This is a genomic window from Enterococcus sp. 2201sp1_2201st1_C11_2201SCRN_220225, from assembly GCF_040925905.1.
Classification (GTDB): domain Bacteria; phylum Bacillota; class Bacilli; order Lactobacillales; family Enterococcaceae; genus Enterococcus_C; species Enterococcus_C asini_A.
On record NZ_JBCOJC010000033.1, the window covers coordinates 1 to 22,597 of the forward strand.

The 22,597-nt window shown below is 40.6% G+C and carries 19 protein-coding genes; 2 read left to right on the forward strand and 17 right to left on the reverse strand.

The features are described from left to right. From AB5754_RS09370 to trxB, 11 genes are all read right to left on the reverse strand, one after another. Positions 1-307 (reverse strand): glucose PTS transporter subunit EIIB (locus AB5754_RS09370; RefSeq protein ID WP_368259560.1); only part of this gene is annotated, 307 nt, incomplete at its 3' end. Next, entirely contained in the window at positions 304-1,155 is an 852-nt protein-coding gene (locus AB5754_RS09375) for a PRD domain-containing protein (protein WP_368259561.1), read from the reverse strand. The genes AB5754_RS09370 and AB5754_RS09375, both read right to left, overlap by 4 nt. 485 nt (positions 1,156-1,640) lie before the next feature. Further along, entirely contained in the window at positions 1,641-2,351 is a 711-nt protein-coding gene (locus AB5754_RS09380) for a glucosamine-6-phosphate deaminase (protein ID WP_368259562.1), read from the reverse strand. Between the two features lie 216 nt (positions 2,352-2,567). Continuing rightward, positions 2,568-3,527, reverse strand: coding sequence for a homoserine O-succinyltransferase (gene metA / locus AB5754_RS09385; RefSeq protein WP_311833203.1), 960 nt, complete (start codon positions 3,525-3,527; stop codon positions 2,568-2,570). A 2-nt stretch (positions 3,528-3,529) separates the two neighbouring features. Beyond that, positions 3,530-4,801 (reverse strand): O-acetylhomoserine aminocarboxypropyltransferase/cysteine synthase family protein, encoded by a 1,272-nt coding sequence (locus AB5754_RS09390; RefSeq protein WP_368252138.1) that lies wholly within the window; start codon positions 4,799-4,801, stop codon positions 3,530-3,532. A gap of 63 nt (positions 4,802-4,864) precedes the next feature. Beyond that, positions 4,865-5,728 (reverse strand): homoserine kinase, encoded by an 864-nt coding sequence (gene thrB / locus AB5754_RS09395; protein WP_311833201.1) that lies wholly within the window; start codon positions 5,726-5,728, stop codon positions 4,865-4,867. Then, entirely contained in the window at positions 5,725-6,783 is a 1,059-nt protein-coding gene (gene thrC, locus AB5754_RS09400; RefSeq protein WP_368252139.1) for a threonine synthase, read from the reverse strand. The genes thrB and thrC overlap by 4 nt, the downstream gene beginning before the upstream one ends. A gap of 3 nt (positions 6,784-6,786) precedes the next feature. Further along, positions 6,787-8,073, reverse strand: coding sequence for a homoserine dehydrogenase (locus AB5754_RS09405; protein WP_368252140.1), 1,287 nt, complete (start codon positions 8,071-8,073; stop codon positions 6,787-6,789). A 120-nt stretch (positions 8,074-8,193) separates the two neighbouring features. Beyond that, positions 8,194-8,481: a metalloregulator ArsR/SmtB family transcription factor gene (locus tag AB5754_RS09410; RefSeq protein ID WP_311833394.1), complete on the reverse strand. Its 288-nt coding sequence runs from the start codon at positions 8,479-8,481 to the stop codon at positions 8,194-8,196. Between the two features lie 77 nt (positions 8,482-8,558). Next, positions 8,559-10,286, reverse strand: a complete 1,728-nt coding sequence (locus AB5754_RS09415; RefSeq protein ID WP_368252141.1) for a phospho-sugar mutase — start codon at positions 10,284-10,286, stop codon at positions 8,559-8,561. 119 nt (positions 10,287-10,405) lie between these two features. Next, positions 10,406-11,335: a thioredoxin-disulfide reductase gene (trxB, locus tag AB5754_RS09420; protein ID WP_311833393.1), complete on the reverse strand. Its 930-nt coding sequence runs from the start codon at positions 11,333-11,335 to the stop codon at positions 10,406-10,408. A gap of 233 nt (positions 11,336-11,568) precedes the next feature. On the opposite strand from trxB, the gene AB5754_RS09425 reads away from it, so the two are divergent. Continuing rightward, a complete protein-coding gene (locus tag AB5754_RS09425; RefSeq protein WP_368259563.1) occupies positions 11,569-12,948 on the forward strand; it encodes an MATE family efflux transporter in 1,380 nt (459 codons plus the stop codon). Between the two features lie 107 nt (positions 12,949-13,055). Here AB5754_RS09425 and AB5754_RS09430 read toward each other — a convergent pair whose 3' ends face one another. The 5 genes from AB5754_RS09430 to AB5754_RS09450 form a co-directional block, all read right to left on the reverse strand. Next, a complete protein-coding gene (locus tag AB5754_RS09430) occupies positions 13,056-13,769 on the reverse strand; it encodes a GntR family transcriptional regulator (protein ID WP_368252143.1) in 714 nt (237 codons plus the stop codon). A 424-nt stretch (positions 13,770-14,193) separates the two neighbouring features. Further along, positions 14,194-15,660, reverse strand: a complete 1,467-nt coding sequence (locus tag AB5754_RS09435; protein WP_368252144.1) for a glycoside hydrolase family 1 protein — start codon at positions 15,658-15,660, stop codon at positions 14,194-14,196. 58 nt (positions 15,661-15,718) lie between these two features. Continuing rightward, on the reverse strand, positions 15,719-17,149 hold the full coding sequence (locus AB5754_RS09440; protein ID WP_368252145.1) for a 6-phospho-beta-glucosidase: 1,431 nt from the start codon (positions 17,147-17,149) through the stop codon (positions 15,719-15,721). A 27-nt stretch (positions 17,150-17,176) separates the two neighbouring features. Then, complete coding sequence (locus tag AB5754_RS09445; RefSeq protein WP_368252146.1) at positions 17,177-18,004, reverse strand: HAD family hydrolase; 828 nt, start codon at positions 18,002-18,004, stop codon at positions 17,177-17,179. A 20-nt stretch (positions 18,005-18,024) separates the two neighbouring features. Continuing rightward, entirely contained in the window at positions 18,025-19,410 is a 1,386-nt protein-coding gene (locus tag AB5754_RS09450; protein ID WP_368252148.1) for a 6-phospho-beta-glucosidase, read from the reverse strand. A 243-nt stretch (positions 19,411-19,653) separates the two neighbouring features. Here AB5754_RS09450 and AB5754_RS09455 point away from each other — a divergent pair, with 243 nt between their 5' ends. Further along, complete coding sequence (locus tag AB5754_RS09455; RefSeq protein WP_368252149.1) at positions 19,654-20,571, forward strand: MurR/RpiR family transcriptional regulator; 918 nt, start codon at positions 19,654-19,656, stop codon at positions 20,569-20,571. Between the two features lie 97 nt (positions 20,572-20,668). Here AB5754_RS09455 and AB5754_RS09460 read toward each other — a convergent pair whose 3' ends face one another. Beyond that, the gene (locus AB5754_RS09460; RefSeq protein WP_368252150.1) at positions 20,669-22,567 is read right to left on the reverse strand and encodes a beta-glucoside-specific PTS transporter subunit IIABC; all 1,899 of its coding nucleotides are present in this window, start codon (positions 22,565-22,567) and stop codon (positions 20,669-20,671) included. Between the last annotated feature and the right edge of the window lie 30 nt (positions 22,568-22,597).

Consider the following 22,597-nt stretch of genomic DNA (forward strand, 5'->3'; position numbering starts at 1 on the left):
CAGCATTAGCTATTCCTTTGATCCCTTTGATTTTTGGCTTGTCTTCATCTTCAGATTGCTTCAACCCGACCATTGCCATAAACTCATTGTAAACATCCGTTACATGAGTACCGATAATAATTTGATAGGCAACATCATTAGAGACAACATCAATTACCCCATCCAAATTTTGAATTTCTTCTGTTTTGGCAAGACTTCGATCATTTAACGTAAGCCGCAAGCGGGTCACGCAATGGGCAACAGCCTTAATATTATCTTTTCCCCCAACCAACTCTACCAACTGCTTGTTTAACTTCTCATAACTCATTTTTTCTCCTCCATTCTTTCAGTCACACGGTTAATGTGTAGCATTAAATAGATTTCTTCATCTACTGAAATCGCTAATTCAAATTGTGACTGGACATAAATTCTTATTTTCTGAACAGCTTTAAAAGATTCCGGATATAACTGACAAACTTGCTTGTATAATTCTAATGATTCCGATCCTTCATGAAACATTTTTCCATCTAAAATTCGTTGAACAAAATATTGCAAATGGGTGGTAAAACGCATGTAGTTTGTCGATGCTTCATCTAAACTCGTCTGAAAATGATGTTCCACAATCGAAATCAAATCCCCTAAAACTCGTGTCTGCAACGTGTAATCTACGGAACTTTCTTGGCTTTTATCGGCGTTCACAAAATGCAAACACAAAGAGACTGCCTCATCTTCTGGTAACGGGATACCTTTTCGCTTCTCAATCATTTCCAACGCCTTAAGCCCTACTTTAAAATGATCAGGATAAAAACGTTTGGTATCCCAAATCAAGGGACTTTTGATAAATTGCTTTTTTTTCGCCCTCTTCAACAAAAACTCTAAGTGATCCAGTAATGCCAAACTTAAATAATCACTTGCCTTGATGCCCAATTTTTCTTCACTAAACGCAATTATTTCATTGATTAAAAGAATATCTTCGGAATCAGAATGAGATAACAAATAACTAAAATGATCCAACATATCATAAGAGTCAAGAATGTACATTTTCTCAATTTCAGTATCAGAAATCGGTTGCCCTTTTTTCTTTTTAAACCCAATTCCTTTTGCTACTACAAAGACTTCATTACCACCTCGTTTCACCAATGCAACGTTATTATTTAGAATTTGGCTTATTTTCATTTCTTCCTCCTTTCCAGAAAAAAAACTCAAGAAAGAATACAGCAAGATTTTAGTCTCACTAAATACTTCCTTGAGTTCTGCCTGATTAATTTCAGTAACATACTCAAAACTATGACTACAGCGCCATAATTCGTCTTTTTTCTTTTATTTTATATATTTATTCTAAGTGAAAGGCAAGAGAATGTCAACGCTTTCCTGTCATGGAATTATTATTTTTATCTAATTATGTCCCATTTTAGTATTTTTTAACAATCTCTTTTTATAAACACGAAAAGTTATTTAATATCGATTACAAAACAGTTTGATCCCAGTCTGTTCTATCCCGATTCAATCTTTTAGAATCAATTTTATTAAAATGAGCACAACTACAGAATATTGCAATTTGTCCATACTCAAATCGATAAAAAAACGAATAGTAAAAATATAAAGAACATAATTCAAAAGTTCATCCATAAGATAAATTTTAGAATTATGCTCTCATAAGATTATTTCAGTTGACTAGCTGCTGCTTCATCCAAAATGACGGTGAGATTTGGATGAAGGCGTAAAATTGACGCGGGTACATCTTCTATGATTGGCCCTGACAATGCTTGTTTAATGATTTCAGCTTTCTTTTCCCCAGTGGCTATCAGCACTAACTCTTTTGCGGACATGATCGTTTGGGGCCCAAAGGTTACCATTTCATCACCAGGAGTATGGGGAGTCGCTGATTCAATCAGACGGTACAACTCTCCTTCTGGCTCAAGTGGCACCCGGTAGACGCCATACTCAAAGGAAGTAAACTGAGGCATATTCCCACAAAAGTGACCATCCTCACCAATTCCCATTAGAACTAAATCTAATCCGGCATCTTGTGCAATTTTTTTATCGTATTCCTGATAATTTTTAGCAGTTAAAATCTCGATATTTTCCTTTTTAATTCCTAAAGGTTGATACAATTCATCAATCAACGCTTGCATCGTCAGACCAAGCTCTTGATTTTTTAACGTAATTTCATCAAAATTATAGAAATGAGCCAAGCTTTGATCAAAGCCCACTTGATTCAAACGTTCGCCCAAAATTTCATAGGCTCGTTTCGGTGAAGCACCCGCAGTCAATGCCAGATTTACACGCCGATTTTCTGACCATTTCATTAAAATAATATCCGCCGTGATTTGACTCAAGGTTTCATAATTTTGTGTTACTAATAATTTCATATCAACACCTACCTTTTTCTTTTAATGATAACATAAAATTATAATTCACTACTTTTTTATTCAAGTAATCTGTAACACACTAATTATTTGAAGAATACGATTGAATTAACTTTTCCACTAGAAAAAAAGAACAATTTTCCTTTTAATCATCCATTAGATGCAGTTTCATTTCATAACATCCTATTCATTTATAATACACAGAAAAAACCGATTCTTCTAGGAATCGGCTTTTTGTATGTTTTGTAGTTCTCGTCGCTCAACTTGCAAACGAGGAATCTCTTCCAAATCAAAAGGAGTCATTTGGTACACATCATTTAACCAATTGTGATAGAGCAAGTGAGCATGCCCTCGCCAGCGATTACAGATTCCTTTGTCTGGATTGTCTTCTTTGTAATAATTCACCGGGCGCTTAGTAGCTAGGCCCCGCTCTTGATCTCGCAGGTATTCTTTTTCCAAACTATCTGTATCATACTCGAAATGACCGAGAATAAAAATATCGTGATCATCTTTTGAAATCAGCAAATTCGGGCCAATTTCCGGATCTTGAGAAAGAATTTGTAGCTCTTTAGGATCAATACTCAACGTATCAATGCCTGTATAGCGCGATTGCGGCGCCCAAAACTCATCATCAAAGCCACGACACAAACGGTGATTGCCCACCTTATTTTGGCTGTAAATACCAAAAAGCTTTTCTGCATAAGGAATTTTTTTGACACCAAAATGGTGATACAATCCCGCTTGAGCCCCCCAGCAAATGTGAATCACACTAGTCACATGACTTTGAGACCAATCCATAATGTCTTTTAGCTCTTGCCAATAATCCACTTTTTCAAAGGATAGCTGCTCTACAGGTGCCCCGGTAATAATCAAGCCATCATAGCAGGTGTCTTTCACTTGGCTAAATTCCAAATAAAACTTTTTCAAATGTCCCACACTGGTGTTTTTATGTTCATGACTAGTAATTTTCAAAAAGTCCACATCAATTTGCAAAGGGCTTTGAGAAATCAGTCGTAGCAACTGAATTTCCGTGTCGATTTTATTGGGCATTAAGTTTAAAATCAACAATCGTAGCGGGCGAATATCTTGGTGGACAGCTCGATTTTGTTCAATGGCAAAGACATCTTCACCAAGTAAAACCTTGACAGCAGGTAAATCCTCAGCAATCTTAATCGGCATGGCTATCCCTCCAAAGTCTGAAAGGCCTGAGTCAAATCAGCTAAGATATCCTCAATGTTTTCAATCCCACAGGAAATCCGAATCATCCCCGGAGAAATCCCTGCTGCGGTTAGTTCCTCATCAGACATTTGGCGGTGGGTCGAAGTTGCCGGATGCAAAGCACAAGTGCGAATATCCGCCACATGAACTTCTAAGGAGACTAATTCCAAAGCATCTAGCCATTTCGCTGCAGCGGCTCGGCCAGCAGCAATTTCAAAGGAAATCACCCCGCACAATCCTTTAGGCAAGTACTTTTCTTTTAAGGCAAAATTGGCGTCATCGGCCAGTCCCGGATAAGTGACTTTGGTTACACTGGGTTGACTTTGGATAAATTGCGCCACTTTTAAGGCATTTTCATAATGGCGATCCATGCGCAGTGGCAAAGTTTCTAAGCCTAGATTTAAGTAAAAAGAATTTTGCGGAGCTGGCGTCGCACCTAAATCCCGCATCAGTTGTACTCGAGCCTTGGTGATATAAGCTGCTGGTCCAAAAGTTTCCGTATAGACGATCCCATGATAGGTTTCATCTGGTTTAGACAATTGTGGGAATTTGCCGTTGTTCCAATCAAAGTGTCCCCCATCAATAATCACACCACCGGTTGCCACTGCATGGCCGTCTAAATACTTAGTAGTCGAATGAATCACAATATCTGCCCCATATTTAAAAGGCTGACAAAAATAAGGTGTGGCAAACGTATTGTCCACCAATAGAGGTAAATCGTGATCGTGGGCTAATTGAGCGAACTTTTCAATGTCCAACACGTGCATTGCTGGATTGGCAATACTTTCGCCAAAAACTGCCTTCGTATTTGGGCGGATTGCTTTAGACAACTCTTCTAATGGAGCGAACTGGTCCACAAAAGTCACTTCAATGCCCATTTTTTTCAGAGTATGGGCAAACAAATTATAAGTCCCCCCATAAATATAAGCAGAAGAGACAAAATGGTCGCCGCTTTCCAAAATATTTAGCAACGCATAAAACGTAGCCGACTGACCAGAAGCCGTACAAAGTGCGCCTACACCTTCTTCAAGTGCTGCTAGTTTTTCTTCCACTGCACTAGTGGTGGGGTTCGCAAGCCGGGTATAAAAGAACCCAGATTCTTCAAGGTCAAAGAGTTTGCCGATGGACTCGGTGGAATCATAAGTATAAGTAGTACTTTGCACGATCGGCAGTACCCGAGGCTCCCCATTTTCTGGGGTGTAGCCAGCATGTAGACATTTTGTCTCAAACTCCATTTGATTTCCTCCATTCTTTGAAAAAAAGGACGAGGGCTAGGGACCACTCATCCTTTCCGTTACTTAAAATACTTGTGCACCTTCACGATCAATGTTTAAGAGTTCCACTGTAGCATCTTGTTCCAATGCTTGTAACAATTGCATAATCCGCGGTGCTCGGTTTTCAGGCGCTAACATCATCACTGTGGGACCAGCCCCACTTAAATAACAGCCATACGCTCCCTCTTCATGACCGATTTCTCTGATCATGGTCAAATGAGGAACTAGGTCTTGTCGATATTTTTCATGGAAATGATCTGCTTCCATCATCTGACCGGCTACTGGCAGATTTCCGGTAATCAACGCTGCTACCATGACATTGGCAATGGAACTCGCCGCTACCGCCTCTTTATAAGCAAGTGTTTCCGGTAAAACTTTCCGGCTCGCCGTGGTACTTAAAGCAGTCTTCGGAATATAAGCAATCACTGCACAATCCGGGAAGTAGTGGCGGACATAAGTGGTTTTTGAATCTACACTGCTCGCAACGACCAAATCACCACAAATTGCCGGGGAAACATTGTCCGGATGGCCTTCAATTTCAGTGGCAATTTCCACTTTTTCACTTTCTGAAAGATTCAAATTGCCTAGGCGGTTGGCCAACTCAATTCCGGCCACAATCACCGAGGAGCTACTGCCTAAACCACGAGTTACTGGAATATCAGAGGTCATTTTAATCCGTTTGGGCGTTAAGTCCGGAGCTAGTCGTAAAGCTGTTTCCAGCAAGAGATTGCGTTCATCAGTAGGAATTTCTGGTCCTAGTTCGTGATCAATCTGCCAAGCAAAACTGTCTTCTACCACATCAATCACCAAATAACGATCCAAAGCAATCCCACAAGAATCAAAGCCTGGCCCTAAATTGGCACTGGTAGCGGGAACCCGGATTCTCATAGTTTTGCCACGCCCTCCCGTAAATGAATACGCATTTCTTCTAAGTCACTCATTTTATGAATGTCCACATTGGCTTCTTGAATGGCTGTATCAGGATCTTTCAACCCATTACCCGTAAAGACTGTTACCACCGTTTCACCAGGCTTAATCTTACCAGCTTTTACATGTTGAATCACACCGGCTAGAGAAGCTGCGGAACCAGGTTCTACAAAGACGCCATCCATGGCCGCCACTTTCCGGTAAGCATTTAAGATTTCTTCATCGCTAACCGCATCAATATACCCTTTTGACTCATCTCGAGCGGCCTCTGCTAAATGCCAGCTTGCTGGATTCCCAATGCGAATGGCCGTTGCTACCGTTTCTGGTGCTTCGATAACTTCTCCCCGGACAATGGCTGCAGCACCTTCTGCTTCAAAACCGTGCATTCGTGGCAAGGCGGTATTTTTTATTTCATGCCATTCTTTGAACCCTTTCCAGTAAGCGGAAATATTTCCCGCATTCCCCACTGGGATCGCCAATACATCTGGAGCTTGACCTAATTGTTCGCAAACTTCAAAAGCCGCCGTTTTTTGTCCTTCCAAACGATAAGGATTCACTGAATTCACTAAAGCAACCGCCTCGGTTTTCGCAATATCCCGTACAGCTTTTAAGGCTTCATCAAAATTTCCTGGAATCGAAATAATATCGGCTCCATAGGCAATGGCTTGGGCCAATTTCCCCATGGCAATTTTGCCATCAGGAATTACTACATAAGCTTTCACCCCAGCTCGGGTAGCATAAGCAGCTGCGGCCGCACTAGTATTCCCTGTAGAAGCACAAACAATCGCTTTGGCTCCTTCTTCCACCGCTTTCGCTACGGCCATAACCATTCCCCGATCTTTAAACGAACCAGTAGGATTTAAGCCTTCGTATTTCCCATAAAGAGTAATGCCTAATTCAGCAGATAAATTCGGCAAAGGAATTAATGGCGTATTTCCTTCACACAAACTGATCATTGGGGTTTTCTCGGTAATTGGTAAATAGTCTTGATATTGCTTCAACAAACCTTCATACATTTTCTATTCCTCCATTACTTTCATAATTTGACTAACATTACTCATTTCCATTTTGTTAACATTGGTGACAAATTGATGTTTCTGAACTTCATTTATAGCTTCTGTCAGTAACACAATCCGCCGCTTATCAGCAATCAATTGATCCGCCACCACTTCATAAGAGAGAGCAAATTGTGCTGCCAATTTTTGAACTTCTTGCCAAAGCACATTTTCATCTGGCAATTCTAAGGCGATGAAATAGCGATAAAAGACCTCGTTTGGATCGGCAAAAGCTTTCTTAGCTTGATAGCTTACAAACTGGGGGGCGGGTTTGTTATCACTTTGATTTTCCGCAATCACCGCTAAATCCGTCACTACACTAGTAGCGGTAGGTAAAGAACCAGCTCCCGGTCCATAATACATCGACTGTCCGATACCAGTACTGCGAACAAAGACGCCATTAAATTCATTGCGAATGGAAGCTAAAGGATGGTGTTTTGGCACGAGGGCCGGACCAACTTCCGCAAAAATTCCGGAGCCAATTTTTTTAGTTAAACCAATTAGTTTCACTTCATAACCTAAAGACTGCGCTAGTTTAATATCTGCCAAGTCAATTCCTCGGATGCCTTTGATTACAAAATCGTCTAAAGCAATATCTAATCCATAAGCAAAACGAGTTAAAATCACTGTCTTATAAGCAGCATCGATGCCGTCCACATCATTTTTTGGATCAGATTCTGCAAAACCTAATTCTTGTGCTTTCACTAAAGCATCTTCATAAGACATCCCCTCTTCGACCATTTGGGTGAGCATGTAATTAGTAGTGCCGTTAATAATCCCTAAGACTTCCGTAATTTCATCGGCTACAAAAGAATTAGCCAAAACTCGTAAAATTGGAATGCCGCCTGCCACACTGGCTTCATAATAAAGGGAAACATGATTTTCAATTGCCGTTTGGACTAAGGCTGTGCCTTTTTCTGCTAGTAAATCTTTATTGGCCGTTACTACGTGTTTGCCTTTTTGTAAAGCTTCCGTGACAAATTCATTAGCAGGATGGATTTTCCCCATAACTTCTACTACCACGTCAATGTCCGAGTCAGCGGTAATGTCATTGATGTCATAGACCAATTGAAAGTTGTGCGCCGTAGCCAATGCGGATTTGTCTTCTCCCGGACGCACCAAGGCTTTGGTGATCACTAGTTCAACCCCGGTTTTTTCCTTGATTTTCTGGCGCTCTTGGCTGAGAATTTGAACCACGCCACAGCCAACTACACCTAGGCCTAGGATGCCAATTTGTAATCGTTTTTGCATACCTTTCCCACCATCCCCTATTGTTTACTTTTCATGATATTTCTCTTAGCATACCAAAATTTCTGCAAAAAAAAAAGAACTTTCCGAAAAATTGGAAAGTTCTTGCACTGTCACACAATTTTACCGATGCTCAATGTGTTCAAAGGTTTCTTGCAAGATATCAATGACATGCTCATCATCCAGACTATACAAAATTGCTTTGCCTTCACGACGAGATTTCACCACTCGATTTTCCCGTAACAATTTTAATTGATGGGAAACCGCAGACTGTTCCATTGAAACTGCTTCAGCAATGGCCGTGACATTTTTTTCACCGGCTTTTAACGACAGTAAAATTTTTAGCCGTGTAGGATCAGACAAAACTTTAAAGAGCTGACTGACTTGTTCAATTTCCGTTTTCGATCGCATCATTCTCCAGCTCTCCTTTCCTCAACCTATTGAGTAACAGAGTTGAAAACCGAGGCATAACACCTCGGTTTTTAGCTTTACTCTGCTGTAATTTCATTAATGGCAGCTTCTAATTCTGCTACTCGATCATCGGCAGCTTGTTGGCTGTCACCTTTCACGCCGATATAGAATTTGATTTTTGGTTCCGTACCAGAAGGACGTACCGCAACCCAGCTTTCATCTGCCATTTGGTATTTTAATACGTCAGATGGCGGAGTAGTCATCTTCGTTACTGCCCCAGCACTGGTAGTGCAGGTTAAGTTTTTAAAGTCTTCTGTTTGAACTACTGCCACATTGCCTAACGTTTTTGGTGCTTCATTGCGGAATTTGTCCATAATGGCTTTGATTTTACTTGGGCCTTCTAAACCGCTTAAGGTTACCGAAATGGTTTTTTCTTTGTAATAACCATATTCAGCAAAGATATCTTGCAAGCCATCGTATAAAGTCTTGCCTTGTTTTTTATAAAAAGCAGCTACTTCAGCAATTAGCACTAAAGCTTGGATCGCATCTTTATCCCGCACAAATGGTTTCACCAAGTAACCGTAGCTTTCTTCAAAACCAAACATAAAGCTGTGACTGTGGTCTTCTTCAAACTGTTGAATCTTTTCAGCGATAAATTTAAAGCCGGTTAAAACATTAAACATGGTTGTATCATAGGATTTCGCAATGGCGGTTGGCAATTCACTGGACACGATTGATTTCAAAACCGCCGCATTCGCTGGTAAAGTTCCAGCATTTTTATGTGCTTCTAAAATGTATTTTACCATGAGTGCACCGATTTGGTTGCCAGAAAGCACTTGGTAACTACCATCTGGTAAGCGTACCGCAGCACCAAGACGGTCCGCATCTGGGTCCGTGGCGATTAATAAGTCCGCCCCTTCTTTTTCTCCCAGTTTAATGGCGTATTCAAACGCAGAGTGCTCTTCAGGATTTGGGGATTTTACAGTACTGAAGTTGGCATCGGCAATCGCTTGTTCTGGGACAAGGACAAATTTTTCAAAGCCAGCTTGTTTCAAGGCCCGTTCGCCTAGCATTTTCCCTGTGCCGTGAAGTGGAGTGTAGACTAATTTCAAGTCTTTGCCCATTTCGTTCACTAAGTCTTGGTCAATGGTTACGGTCTTCACGTTTTCTAAATAAGGCAAATCCACGTCTTCGCCGATAATGTGGAGCAAGCCACTGTGTTTTAATTCTTCTTCACTGAGCACTTCAATCTTTAAAGGATTTTCAATGCTGCGCACATAACTAGTCAAAGCGTCCGCATCAGCAGGAGGCATTTGACCGCCATCTTCGCCGTAGACTTTGTAACCGTTATAAGCTGCTGGATTGTGAGAGGCGGTAATCATAATCCCTGTAAAGGCTTTTAGATAACGCACCGCAAAGGACAATTCCGGTGTAGGGCGCAAGCTTTCAAAGACGTAAGACGGAATGTCGTGTTTTGCTAACGTTCGAGCTGCCTCCATGGCAAATTCTGGTGAAAAATGCCGTGAATCATAAGCAATGGCCACTCCTCTGCGTCGCGTTTCTGGATCTTGATCGTCCATAAAACGAGCCAAGCCTTCTGTTGCTTGACGTACCGTATAGATGTTCATACGGTTAATCCCTGGGCCTAAAATCCCCCGCATTCCTGCAGTCCCAAATTCAAGAGGTGCGTAAAAAGCATCTTCTAATTTTTCTGAGTCATTCCCCAGTTCAGTTAATTGTTTTTTTAGATTTTCTTCAAGATTTGAATCATTTTTCCATAGCTCGTAAACTTCTTCCCAAGACATGAAAATAACACCTCTCCCATTTTTTTATCGTTCTTCTTCAGTATAGCACTCTCATAAGGATGCGCCAATAAACATCTGATAAAAAAATGGCCAAATCCTAAGACTTGGCCACTCCCTATTTATTTATTTGCTAATTCTTTTAGGTTTTCCAAATAGACAAAAACTTGTTGCCCGGCAATGCCGCCTTCGCCCACCGCTGTAGTGATTTGGCGCAGGCCTTTTTCACGGCCATCCCCTACCGCAAAAATACCAGGAATGGTAGTACGCATATTTTCATCGGTTAAAATCCAGCCCGCTTCATTGGTAATCCCGAGATTTTCAAAAGGTGCTGACAATGGATCAAGCCCCACATAAATGAAGATACCGCCACAAGTTTCTTCGTGGACTTCCCCGGTTTTAACGTTTTTAATCTTGGCTCCAGTAACCACCATTTCATTGCCTTCAATACTTTCCACTACAGAATCCCACAAGAAGCTGATCTTTTCATTAGCAAAAGCTCGATCTTGAATAATTTTTTGTGCTCGTAATTGATCCCGACGATGAACGATGACCACTTCCGAGGCAAATTGAGTTAAATAAATTGCTTCTTCTAAAGCAGAATCGCCGCCACCGATCACCAAAAGTTTTTTATTTCTAAAGAAGGCCCCATCACAAACGGCACAATAAGAAACCCCACGTCCCGCAAAAACTTCTTCACCGGGCACGCCTAATTTGCGGTGTACGCAGCCAGTACCTAAAATAACCGATTTTCCTTTGTAGCTTTTTTCTTCGGTAAAGACTTCTTTGTATTCTTCGTGATTTTCTACCTTGGTAACAATTCCGTATTCGTTTTTAACTCCAAAACGGCTGGTACCTTCGTACATCTTCATGGCCAATTCTGGCCCCATTATGGAATCAAACCCAGGATAGTTTTCGATTTCCGCAGTATTATTCAGCTGCCCCCCTGGTGCTCCTCGTTCAATTAAAAGTACCGATAAATTAGATCGTGAAGCATACAAAGCTGCGGTCATGCCGGCAGGTCCTGCTCCTACTACGATCACATCATAAATCAAATCAGTTGTTTCCATATGTTTCTTATCCCTCCAAAAACTTATCCTTTATGTAACCTAACGCAATACAATCCTATTTCAAAGCCAGCGTTCTGTCTACTAATCTGCCCAAAGAATTTTTTTATAAACAAATGTCGAAACTTGTTGCAATTTTTTGTTTTTTTTGTAAAATCAGTGAAGCATCTATTTCCGACAGTTGCACTTATTATAGTAGAAAAAAGGCATTTATACAATTGTCTAAGAAAAGAATCTTAAATCTATCCGATCGAGAATTGTTATTTTTAAGTTGGCCAATTTTCATTGAGCTCTTCTTACGGGTTATCATCGGCAATATCAACGTCTGGATGATTAGTCATTATTCCGAACCGGCTGTAGCCGCCGTCAGCGCTGCCAATCAATTACTGAACCTCACCGTCTTTGTTTATGGCTTTATCACGGTGGGCACGCAAATCATCATCGCTCAATTAATTGGTGCTAAACGAAAAAAAGAAATTCCCACGGTTATCAACACCGCCTTATTTGCTTCTTTAGGCATTGGCTTGTTAATCAGTTTGGCCTTTATCTTTTTAGCTGATCCATTATTGAGAGTTATGGGATTGGATCAATCTCTTGTAGAAATCGGCCGCAGTTACTTGCAAATTTATGGTGGGAGTTTGTTTATCTCCGCTTTAATTGCGGTAATTGTGGCAGTGATGCGGAGCCATGGTTTCACTCAACCCGCTTTGTTGATTCCCATGACTGCTAGTATTTTGGCAGTGATCGGCAATTATTTTGTCCTTTACAGTCCCTTTGGCTTACCGAACTTTGGCGTAGCAGGACTAGCGGTTTCCAGTGTTTTTGGCAATAGCATTGGCCTAGTCATCGCTGTTTTCTTGTTAAAACGTCACGTGCGCTTTTCTGTAACCAGCTGTTCTTTCAAGCAAATCTCCCAAGACTATTTAAAAAAGATTTTAACCTATGGAATGCCTTCTTCCGGCGAGTCCCTTTCTTATCAAGGTGCGCAAATCGTAGTCACTATGATTGTGGCATCACTGGGTACCAACGTGTTAGTAGCAAAATCTTACGTCACTGCCATTAGCCAATTCGTCTACTTAATCGCCAACGCCATCGGTCAAGGAAATCAGATTATGATTGGTCGCAATGTTGGGGCTGGTGAATTTGCAAAAGCGCGTAAACGGGGCATGCGTACCACTGTCATTGCCGTAATTGCAACAGTCATTATCTGCTTGCTGACTTTTCTCTTTATTGAACCAATTATGGGGATTTTCACCACCAATCGAGAAGTGATCGAAATCTCCCGGGGCGTTTTCTTAGTGGAAATCTTATTAGAAAGTGTCCGCGCAATCAATATTATCTTGGTCGGTTCTCTCAATGCTTCTGGCGATGTGAAATACCCCTTAATGTGTAGTCTTCTGGTATTATGGGTAATCAGCTTGCCTTTTTCCTACACTTTAGCCATCCCAGCTCATTTAGGTTTGATTGGGGTTTGGATTGCTTATGCCATTGACGAAGCCCTTCGCAGTCTGCTGATGATGAAACGTTGGAAAAGCGGAATTTGGCAAAACAAAGCCGTGGTAGTGAAACCCGAAGAACTTGCAGAAAGCTTTCATTAAATCAAAGCCCCTTCTCTTTAAATCAAAAACTGACAACTATAAGCCACAAAAAGCCGTGAATTCTTCGCTGACAACGAAAAATTCACGGCACTTTTCTCTTTATTTGCTCAATCTCTGGTTAAAATCATTTCCACAGAAAATTCATCATATCGATGAACTGAAATCGAATATTCAAAGGCAATCCCGGTATCGAAATATGCGATTTGTTCTGCCACTGCCACAGGATCTCCAGCTTGTAAATCTAAGTATTCTGCCTCGGTTTCATCAGCTTTGCGGACGGTAATCTGGCGATGAGCACTTTGAATGGTTAAACCTAGCTGCTCTTCAATATAGCCATAAATCGAACCTTCAATGTGTTCTTTTTTAAGGCCAGGAATCTGATCAATAGGCATGTAGGTTTTCTCCATTACATGAGGCTGACCATCAATGTAGCGAGCCCGATAAATATCATAGACAAAACTCCCAGGACTTAAATTCAACTTACTGATAACTAACTCCGGCGCTTCAATCACCGAAAATGATAGAACCTTACTTTTTACTTCTTTTCCCGGATTTAACGCCGTAGTTCCGCGAAACTGATTGGCTACCGTGATTCGTTCAATTTCATCAATGGACAAGTCCTTGACAAAAGTACCAGAACCTCGCCGTTTAATAATCAATCCTTCTGAAACCAAAATATCTAACGCTTTTTTCACGGTCATTTTGCTGGCCTCATACGTCACGCACAGTTCCTTTTCAAAGGGAAGCTGTTCATTAGCAGAATAGGTACCCTTTAAGATTTTATTTCGAATATCATTAGAGATATAGATATATTTTTGCATAGATGTACTCCTCTTACGTGCTTTAGTTATCCCTTTAATTTTAGCCTGAATTTTCCTATCTGTCTATTCAATTCCCGATTTAACCCTAAAAGTTTGTGAAGCCAAACCTGGTTAGACTAAAATAAGATCCCGTGACAATAATCGTGTCATCGTCCTCCGAACCGAACACTACCAAACGTGAGCCACGAGCAAAAGACAAGCAACTCCCATTAAACATTATGGGAAGTTGCTTGTCTTTTCATCGTTAAAAATTTCAAACACTGACTTTTTCTCTTTAGACGTATGATAGCGTTCGTTCTACGGACTAAGACACAACTGTTGTCGTGAAATTTTTTTGTCATATCTTTGCTTAAAGGATGTATTAGAACGTTCGCTATTTATCACTTGAAAATAACTTGTCTCACAATCTTTTCCTTATTTTCATTTAGTTATTGTCTAAGTCTAGTCCGTTTGTCTTAATCACTTTTTGATACCAGTAGAAAGATTTTTTGCGACTGCGACTAAGGCTTCCATGTCCTTGGTCATCTAAATCCACATAGATAAAGCCGTAACGTTTTTTCATTTCGCCAGTACCGGCCGAAACCAGGTCAATACAGCCCCAAGGAGTATACCCCATCAAATCCACGCCGTCTAATTCCACAGCATCTCTCATGGCTGCAATGTGCTTTTGAAAGTAAGAAATGCGATCATCATCGTAAATCTCTCCATTGTCTTGTACTTGATCAATAGCACCAAAGCCATTCTCCACAATAAACAAAGGTACTTGATAACGATCATAAAGCTGACATAACGAAATCCGTAAGCCTAATGGATCTATCGCCCAGCCCCAATCACTCTCTTCTAAATAAGGATTTTTTACTGCGGGCATTTGATTGCCGCCAACGTATTTCACCTTTTTAGGATTAGCAGAAGAAGCGGTGGACATATAATAACTAAAACCAATATAATCCACACAACCTTGTGCTAATAATTCATCATCTCCCGGCTCTTTCTTGATTAATACACCCTCACGCTCCAACTGTTTCAACAAATGAGCCGGATAATGTCCTTTGACTTGAATATCAATAAAACTTTCTTGTTGCCGGTTAAACTGCAAGGCTGCTAATACATCTTCTGGATTTGCGGTCATGGGATAGCTGGGAATATAGGCAATCATCATGCCGATTTGGTTACGAGGATCAATTTCATGACCTAACATTACTGCTTTGGCACTGGCCACAAACAAATGATGGCGAGCTTGCCACAAAGTTTGAGGGTCGTTTTGATGAATGCCAATTTGCGTCCAACTGCGTAAAAAATTAATCTCATTAAACGTCATCCAATGGGTTACTTTACCTTGATAGCGCTTAAAAAGCGTCTCGCAAAAGAATAAGAAATAATCGACAACTTTGCGATCACTCCAGCCATCATAATGATCTGCCAAAAACATAGGAATATCAAAATGGTTAATGGTCACCACAGGCTGGATACCGTATTTTAATAGCTCATCAAAAATTCGTTCATAAAAAACTAGCCCTTCTTCATTTACTTCCAAATCCCCTTTCGGACAAATCCGGGCCCAGGAAATAGACATGCGAAAACAGGTAAAGCCCATTTCTGCAAACAAGGCAATGTCTTCTTGCCAATGATGGTAAAAATCCGTAGCCATATGACTAGGGTAATACTGATTTTCATCTACAAAACCTGTAGCACCCACTGGCAAACTAGCTTCTCGGTTGACTCGTTCAACTTGACCTGCTTTTGTTTTATAAGTAATCATCCGGGGATGATCTTTACTGCCACCGGTAATGGCATCTAAAGTGCTTAAGCCTTTCCCCCCAGAAAGATAGCCGCCTTCATATTGATTGGCCGCTGTAGCACCACCCCATAAAAAATCCTTTGGAAATCCCATACTTTCCCTCTTTTCTTCCTAAATAGAGGTGAGGACATCCCCACCTCTGTTTAATGATTTAATTGCTTAAGTCTTCACCATTTGTGGCAATCACTTTTTTATACCAGTTAAAGGATTTTTTCTTGCTGCGTTTTAAGGTTCCGTTACCTTCATTGTCTCGATCCACATAGATAAAGCCATAGCGTTTTTTCATTTCTCCGGTGCCGGCAGAAACCAAATCGATACAGCCCCAAGTGGTGTATCCTAAGAGATCCACACCGTCAATTTCCACTGCATCTTTCATGGCCTTGATATGTTCTGCTAAATAGTTAATGCGATACTCATCCTCTACGTAGCCGGTTTCGTCTGGTTCATCGACAGCTCCTAAACCATTTTCCACTACGAACAATGGTTTTTGGTAGCGATCGTAAATATCATTTAGCGTAATCCGGAAGCCTAACGGGTCAATTTGCCAACCCCATTCGCTGGCCTCTAAATAAGGATTTTTCACGGAAGCAAAGATATTTCCTTGAGTTTGTTCCAAAAGTTTTGGATCGGTAGTGGCTACTCGAGAAGAGTAATAAGAAAAAGAAATAAAGTCTACTGTGTGTGCTTTTAAGAATTCTAAATCTCCTTCTTCCATTTGGATTTTAATGCCTTCTCGTTCCATTTTCTTTAAAGCGTAGGCTGGGTATTCTCCACGGGATTGCACATCGATAAAGAAGTAGTTCTCCCGGTCTTCTTGACGAGAAGCCCAGACATCTTCTGGTTTACAACTATAGGGATAATATGCCCCAGCGGCTAACATACAGCCCACTTTATTTTCCGGATCTACTTCATGGGCGATTTTGGTAGCAATAGCCGAAGCCAACAGTTCGTGATGGGCAGCTTGGTATTTGATTTGTTCTTTGTCGTCTCCTGGTTCAAAGTTCAAGCCAGCTCCCATAAAGGGTGCATGTAAAATCATATTGATTTCGTTAAAAGTCAGCCAGTATTTCACCAAACCTTTGTAGCGGTTAAAGATTACTTTACATAGATTTTCATAAAAACCTACTAACTCACGACTGCGCCAAGCACCATATTTTTCGATTAAATGAATTGGGCAATCAAAATGCGTGATGGTCACTAAAGGTTCAATGCCGTACTTTTGGCATTCTTTAAAGATATTTTCGTAAAATTGTAAACCTGCTTCATTAGGCTCACTCTCATCTCCCTTAGGAAAAATCCGTGACCACGCAATGGACAGCCGATAAGTCTTAAAGCCCATTTCCGCAAACATTGCAATATCTTCTTTCCAATGATGGTACATGTCAATGGCAACTTTTGCCGGATAAAAATGTTCATCATCAAAGTCCAGCATTTTCATATCTCCAGAAATTATTGGAAAACGGTCTTTGCCAATCGGCACCACATCCACATTTGCTAAGCCTCGGCCATCTTCTTGATAGCCTCCTTCACATTGATTGGCTGCCGTTGCGCCACCCCATAAAAAGTCTTTACGAAATCCCATTTGTATACGCTCCTTAATTGTTTGTTTTTATAGCAATTGAAAATGTTCAAAGGCATGCCAAATTCCATCTTCATTCACATCTTTTGTAATAAAATCCGCCATGGCAGTAATTTCCGGTCCTCCATTGCCCATGGAAACACCAACTCCAGCTGCTTCTAACATGGGAATGTCTACTTTCGCATCTCCAAATGCCAAACTATCAGCTGGGTCAATGTCTAGATGCGCCAGTAATTGCCTTACTGCGGAACCTTTGTTGATATTGTTACGGGTCAAATCACCAAATAACGCGGATTCCCCTACTCCTCCCCATGTTCCCGGCTTCAAATCTGGAAATCGTTCACAAGCATCTAGAAAATCTTGGTAACAATCTAAAATAAAGCTGATTTTGTTAATATCACTGCGATATAAATCAACGCCTACTAATAACTCTGGAAAAACCTCTCTTACTGTGGAGACGTTCTGCCCTTTGCCTTTTGCATATTCTTGAATAGTGCTTTGCCCGCGACTTTCGAAGTTATCACTGCCATAAAGGCCACTATTGGCTTCCAAATAAAAAGCGAGCCCTCGTTCATGGAGCCAATCTACAATCTCTTTTGTTTGCATTACCGACAGTGTTTCTTCTTTAATTACTTGCTGGCCTACTTCAATATAACTGCCATTACCACCAATAAACCCATCGTGCTCCAAGGCTGAAATATCCCCGTAAAGTTCAGCTTTACTGCGTCCGGTAACTAAGTAAACCAAGTGGCCCTTCCCTCGAGCTTTTTCTACAGCATCTAAAGCCGATAGCGGTAAGCGATTTTCATAATCCACCAAAGTCCCATCTACATCAAGAAAAATAATTTTTTGCCTCATAAACCCACTCTTTCTTTTCCTTAAACCTCTACTTTTTCTAAATTAGAGGCGATTTCATCTTGAACAGTAATGCCTTTAGCTTCCAATTTTTCAATAGCTGTTTTAAAGTTTGGCAGATGTTTCTTGTGCGCGATAAACAATTCATCCATCACCCGTTTTCCAGTAGCTCCAGAAGTAACCAGCGGATTCAATGTAAAAGCTTGTAAAGCAGTGCCATAATCCCCAGTCACCGCAGCTTCAATGGTTAAAAGTTCCATAGCTTTCATAACTTGCAGCCAGCCTTTTTCTGCTGTAGGTAACTTTCCAAAAGCCACATTGCGCGCTCCTTGTGCACCCACATAAGCAGTCACTTCCACTACACAATCTGCTGGTAAATCGGGTACTGCTCCTTCATTTTTAGTGGAAACTACGATTTGAGTTTCTTTATTAGCATAAATGGAAGCAATGGTTTCACAAGCTGCATCGGAATAATAAGCACCACCCCGTTGCAACAATTGTTCAGGTTTGTAATTAAGCTGCGGATCTTTATAGAGTTCAAAGAGTTCCGCCTCTGTTTCTTTAACTTGTTGGCCTCGAGTACCAATGGTCTGATATTCTTCTAATGAATGGGCCAGCATCTCCTCTTCTTGATAATAATAACGATGATACGCACAAGGAATCATCTTCATCTGCTCCAAAAGCTCTCTTTCAAAAGGAATGTCATAAATATTTTTCGGCAAACCGTTATCTTCTTGGTACATCTTGTCAATCAGTTCCATGGTCACATCATGGCCTTTACTATCTGCCACTTTATGCCAGTGGAAATGATTCAAACCGGCAAATTTGTAAATCAACTCTCCTTGGTTTTTACCGATTAAACCGGGCTCTAGCATAGTGGCCATTACTGGAACATTACATAACCCAATGACTTTGTCCCACTTGCCGTAACGCACTACAGCCTCAGTAACCATCCCACTAGGATTGGCAAAATTAACCAGCCAAGCATCAGGACAGTAGCGTTTCATATCTTCCACAATTTCTAAGATAATCGGCACCGTGCGAAATGCTTTAAACATCCCCCCAGCACCGTTCGTTTCTTGGCCTAACATGCCATAATAAGCAGGAATCCGTTCATCTTTAATCCGCGCATTTAAAAGCCCTACTCGAAATTGAGTAGTGACAAAATCAGCATCTTGTAGCGCTTCTTTTCGATTTAAGGTTAAGTGAACTTCCACATCATAAGGAGAAGCGTCCCACATCCGTTGCGCCATAGCCCCCACGATTTCTAGCTTTTCTCGCCCTTCTTCAACATCCACTAACCAAATTTCACGAATGGGCAATTCCTCATAGCGTTTGATAAAGCCCTCCATTAATTCTGGTGTGTAACTAGAACCCCCACCAATTGTGGCAATTTTTACTCCTGTCATAGCCAAGCCTCCTTGTCTTTTACACTTTTATTATCGTATTTGTAAATTTTATTTACTAGTACACTAGCATTACTTCCACTTATATTTACATAAATTCTGAATCTCATTAATATTTTTGTAAACAAACGTGAATGAAAACCCTTAAAAAATAATCAAATCAAATAATCATCACAACTTCTTGTATTACTATTTACAAAAAAGTTATACTATTCGTAAATAAGAAAGCTAAGGGAGGAGAAAAGTATGTTGATTCGTGAACGCATGGAAGAAACTCGTTTTTCCAGCGCTGAAAAACTTTTAGTGGAGGATATTTGCAATCATAGCGAAGAACTACAGTACTTAACCGTACAACAAATTGCCCAGCGAAATTTCGTTCATCCTTCCACTTTGATTCGCGTAGCAAAAAAATTAGGTTACCACGGTTGGATAGAACTAAAAGAAGATTTTTTAGCCGAAGAACGTTATTTAACCAAACATTTTCAAAAAATCGATGCCAATCTGCCCTTTTTACCTACAGATGGAATTACAACAATTGCTCAAAAACTCACTGCTTTGGAGCATTCGACCTTGGATGATACGTTGTCTTTAGTCCAGCATGATGAGTTAAATCAGTCTAAGCAACTCTTATTAGCCTCCCAACAAATCAAAGTCTTTGGCAGTAATGCCAATCGCTTGATTTCCCAGGACTTTCTCTTAAAGATGAATCGCATCGGTAAATCTGCCTCCCAAGCAACTCCTGGAGAAGAGGCTTATGAAGCCTTTAATATGCCCCCTGACAGTTGTGGCATATTAATTTCTTACACGGGGGAAAATCACAATCTGTGCCAAATTGCCACTATCTTAAAAAAAAGTGCCATTCCTTTTATTGCCATTACTAGCATTGGAGACAATGAAATCAGTCAACTGGCAACTTGTTCTTTGAAAATGACTACGAGAGAACGGCTGTATTCCAAAATTGGTAATTTTTCCATTAATACTTCTGTCACTTATTTGCTGAATCTATTGTATTGTTGCGTTTTTAGTGAAAACTACCAGCAAAATCTCGATCACTTAATCGAAACAGGTGCCTTAATCGACAAACGCCCCTCCACAGTAGCTGTTATGGCAGAAACTCCAATCGCCAAATCCATTCGCTTACAAGATTCTTTCTTACCTAATTGATAGTAATCGTAAAGCCAAACATAGTTATCCTAATCTATTAAAAAAGAGCAAAATAGAGAGGACACCTGGCCCTCTCTTGTTTTGCATTTGTTTTATTTTAAGCTAAGGCAGTAATCAATTCATCCGAACACGTTACAGTTTTTTTATCACTTTCAATAATGTCCAAGTAATCTCCACTATTGGTAATAATGATTGGTGTTTCCACGCTAAAGCCTGCTTCTTTAATTGCATTCATATCAAAAGTTACCAATTTTTGGCCTCGTTTTACCTTGTCTCCTTGTTTTACATGAGCCGTAAAGTACTTACCTTCTAATTGCACCGTGTCCAATCCAATATGAATCAAGAGTTCCAATCCATTATCAGAAATCAAACCAATGGCATGTTTAGTTGGAAATAAGGTCATAACAGTGCCATCAAATGGAGCTACCACTTCCCCTTTTTCTGGATGAACCACAACCCCTTTCCCTAAAACACCTTGAGCAAAAGCTTCATCTTTTGAGCTAGCTAAAGGCATGATTGTTCCTTGAACTGGAGTAGTAATGACTTCTTTACGCAAGATTTTATTGGCTTCATCTTGTTCTTCCACTACTTCATCGTCTTTCCAGAAGAAGAAAGTTAAACCAAAGGCGATGACCATCGCCACAATAATAGCAATAATGGCAGTCAAAGCCCCGGAAGCATCCCCTTCAGGTGAAATGTAGCTCACGATGCCAAAGACCCCTAAGCCCCCCATTTGGTAAGCGGTCGCTCCTTGCATCATCATGATCATGCCACCCACAGCGCCACCAACCATGGAGTAGAAAAATGGTTTTTTCTTCGGTAAAGATAACCCATAAATAGCCGGTTCTGTTACCCCACAGAATCCAGAAATTATGGCAGGAATCGCTAAGGTTTTCAATTTCTTGTCATTTAATTTGAAGAACATGGCAATAATTACGGCGGTTTGAGCAAAGCTTGCGGCAAAGGTACCAGACAACACTTGGCTCATACCAGTTTCAGTCACTTGCATAATGGCCAAAGGAATAACCGACCAATGAAGACCAAAGATTACTAAGACTTGCCATAAAGCACCTAGTAACAAACCATATAAAATTGGTGAGAAAGCCATCAATGCGTTGAAGCTTTGACCTAATAAATCAGTAGCAAAGCCAATGATCGGACCAATGACTAAAAAGCCCACTGGCAATGCAATTAATAAGACAAAGAAAGGTACGAAGAAAGTTTGAACCAGTTCTGGAATTACTTTTTTCGCTAGCTTTTGAATTTGAGCGGCAAAAGCTACAATAAAGATAACTGGCATAACCGAGCTAGTGTAATTACCTGCTACCCATGGAATACCTAGGAACGTTTCATAAGCTGCTAGACCAAATAGTGAATGTATTGCCCCTTCAGAAAAAGCCGCGCTCATAGCGTCTAATTGGATGGATGGATAACAAAGCGCTGCCCCAATGACGATTCCAATCATCGTATTCAAACCAAATTTCCGCGCTGCCGTATAGCCTAAAATGACCGGCATAAAGAAGAAGATAGAGTCCCCAATGGCATTGAGCATTTGATAAGTTCCACCCGTTGATGTGTAGGTAAACCAGCCAAATTGCGTACTTAGAAAGACTAATAGCGCATTAACCCCCTTGATCATCCCCGCCGCACTTAAAGCGCCTAGGAAAGGTTGAAAACAGCCACTTAAAATATCAATAATTCGATTAAAGATATTTCCTCCAGATGCTTCACCTCCATCATCTGCAGAAAGACCCGTTGTTTTTAAAACATCTTCATAAACGGCTGGTACATGATTGCCAATTACCACTTGGTATTGACCCCCAGATTTCATAACCGTTACCACACCATCCATATTTTTTAAAATATCATCATTGGCTTTGCCTTCATCTTTTAATTTAAAACGAAGACGGGTAATGCAGTGAGTCAAGCTGTTAATATTCTCCTTACCCCCAACATTTGCAACAATTTTTTCTGCTAATTCTTGATATTTCCCCATGTTCTTTCCTCCTTATTGTATACAACGGTT